General features: G+C 69.0%; 2 protein-coding genes and 1 pseudogene. 1 reads left to right on the forward strand and 2 read right to left on the reverse strand.

Going from position 1 to position 2,277, the window contains the following annotated elements; all coding sequences use genetic code 11:
- A pseudogene (locus tag WBA11_RS15835) lies at positions 1–808 on the reverse strand (hypothetical protein); the annotation flags it as partial.
- Positions 809–817: 9 nt separating this feature from the next.
- Between WBA11_RS15835 and WBA11_RS15840 the strand changes: the two are divergent.
- Complete coding sequence (locus tag WBA11_RS15840) at positions 818–1,342, forward strand: hypothetical protein (RefSeq protein ID WP_424521628.1); 525 nt, start codon at positions 818–820, stop codon at positions 1,340–1,342.
- A 22-nt stretch (positions 1,343–1,364) separates the two neighbouring features.
- Here WBA11_RS15840 and bla read toward each other — a convergent pair whose 3' ends face one another.
- Positions 1,365–2,159, reverse strand: coding sequence for a subclass B1 metallo-beta-lactamase (bla, locus tag WBA11_RS15845; RefSeq protein WP_424521629.1), 795 nt, complete (start codon positions 2,157–2,159; stop codon positions 1,365–1,367).
- Positions 2,160–2,277: the final 118 nt, after the last annotated feature.

Below are 2,277 nucleotides of genomic sequence, written 5' to 3' on the forward strand. Positions count from 1 at the left end.
TGGACGCGATGGTCCCTCGAGGGATGCTCTTCGACGGGTCCTTGAGGTCGCCCGACAGCGAGATCCCGACCTCGATGCCGGTCACCGCCGGGAAGAAGACGGCGAACACGGCCCAGAACGAGATCCCCTCGGTGTAGCTCGCGCCCATCGTCGGCGCCTGCGTCTCGCCCCAGCCGCCGGCGAAAAACGACACCAACGCCGCGATCAGGATGGCCAGGATCCCGAACTGGATCTTGAGCGCGAAGTCGGCCCCGACGTAGGCGATGGCGACGAACGCCAAAGCCACGACGGTCGCGAACACCTGGGCATCGAACGCCGCCAGAAACGGGATCACCTCCATGGCCTCGACGAAGCCGATGATGTAGAACGCGACCGAGATCGCCTGCGACAGGTACAGTGGGATCCCGATGGCACCGCCGATCTCGAGCCCGAGCGACCTCGAGATCAAGTAGTAGTTGCCGCCCGCCCGGACGTCCATGCTCGTCGCGATCGACGACAGCGACAGCCCCGTCAGGAACGAGATCGCGTTCGCGAGCAGGATGATGATCAGCGCCCCGCCCAGCCCCGCCTGTCCCACGACCCAGCCCGTCCGCAAGAACAAGATGATGCCCAGGATGGTAAGCACGTTGGGCGTAAAGACGCCGGCGAACGTGCCGAATCGAGCAGTGGCGTTCGCGGGAGCCGCGCGGTCGGCCATCGGGAATCGGAGAGGGACCGGATGGTAGCACCGGACCGCGTCGGACGCGTCCTCGAGGCCGACGCGTGATCCGTCCTCGAGGGCAAGTGCGGAGGAAGGGAAGACACCCACCCCTGCGCCATGACCGCCACGACGACCAACCGCTTCGACCTCGCCGTTACGCTCCCGACCGGCTTCCGCTGGGGGGGCACCTACTCCCTCGTCCTCGAGGACGACGCGCTCTACGTCATCCGCCTGTCTGGTGTGAGCGGTAAGGGTCCCCAGGTCGACGCCGACGCGTTCCTCGACCACAACTCGACCGCCGGGGACAAGATCAGTGCCCACCTGGGCGTCGCGATGGCACAGCCCGCGATCAAGATGATGGAGAAGAAGTTCGGGGCCAAGAGGGATGCCAGCGTGGGCCTGGAGGCCAGCCTGGGCCTGGAGCGGCTCGAGGCCCAAGGCGCCCGCGCGATGGCGGACGAGAAAGGCAGCTACCGGTTCGAGCGCGGCGACCTCAAGTCCCTCAAGGCCGGGCGCAAGGGCAACATCGAGACGTTGACGCTCAAGACCAAGGCGCGGTCGTTCCCCTTCCGGCTCGGGTCGAGGACGGGCGCTCCGCTCAAGGCCTTCCTCGAGGACGTCCGGTCGTGGGCCGGGATCTAGCGTCCGTCCTCGAGGGCGAGCCTCATTCGCCCACCGGCCGTCCTCGATGCGACTCCACCAGCGAGATGGTCTGGTCCAGGAGCTCCGGCCCACCCGGAGGCCCGTGTGACGGGACGACGACCTCGAGGTCGGGGTAGCGGTCTCGGACGCGCGCGACGGACTCGGCCCAACGCTCGAGGTCGGCGTCGGCGGTGTTGCCGAGCGACGTTGAGCCGCCGGGGCGGATGAGGCAGCCGCCGTACAGGATCCCGGCGCTCGGCACGTAGACGACCACGTTGTCGACGGTGTGGCCCGAACCGGCGTCGAACACCTCGACCTCGAGAACTTGCCCCGGACCTGATCCGGGGTCGCCGATGCGAAGCGTCCAGGCGTCGCCGCCCTCGAGGAGAAAATCCGGTCGGGGCCAGCCCTCTGCCTCCATCCGGTCGGCCGTCCTCGAGGTCGCGACGATCGGGATGCCCGCGCGGCGCAAGGTCGGGACGCCGCCGACGCTGTCGTCGTGGTGGTGCGAGACGACGGCCCGTCGGACGCCCGCGCCCCATAGGAGGCGGAGCTCGGCCAGGAGGGACGCCGTTGCCTGCTCGGGGTCGTCGCCCCACGCGGTGTCGACCAAGAGCGCGTCGCTGCCGGACGCGACGACGAGACCGTTCGACAGGACGCGGCCGAAGCCCTCCACGTCCCGGGCCGTCGTGTGGACCCAGACGGTGGGCGTCAGGGCCTCGACCTCGAGGCCGGGTATCGGCTCAGGGGCGACGGGCTCCGAGGTCGCGACGCACCCCGAACAGGAGAGGACGACGAGAGCGAGGACGGCGCGCATGGCTAAGGAGCGAGAGGTCCCAAGAAACGACGTGCCGCTCCCCAACCTCGAGGACGAAAAAGGGCGGCCCTCCGAAGAGAGCCGCCCCGTGCCTTCAGACGAGGCCGCGGCCTCGAGG

This window comes from Rubrivirga sp., from assembly GCF_049648075.1.
Taxonomy (GTDB): domain Bacteria; phylum Bacteroidota; class Rhodothermia; order Rhodothermales; family Rubricoccaceae; genus Rubrivirga.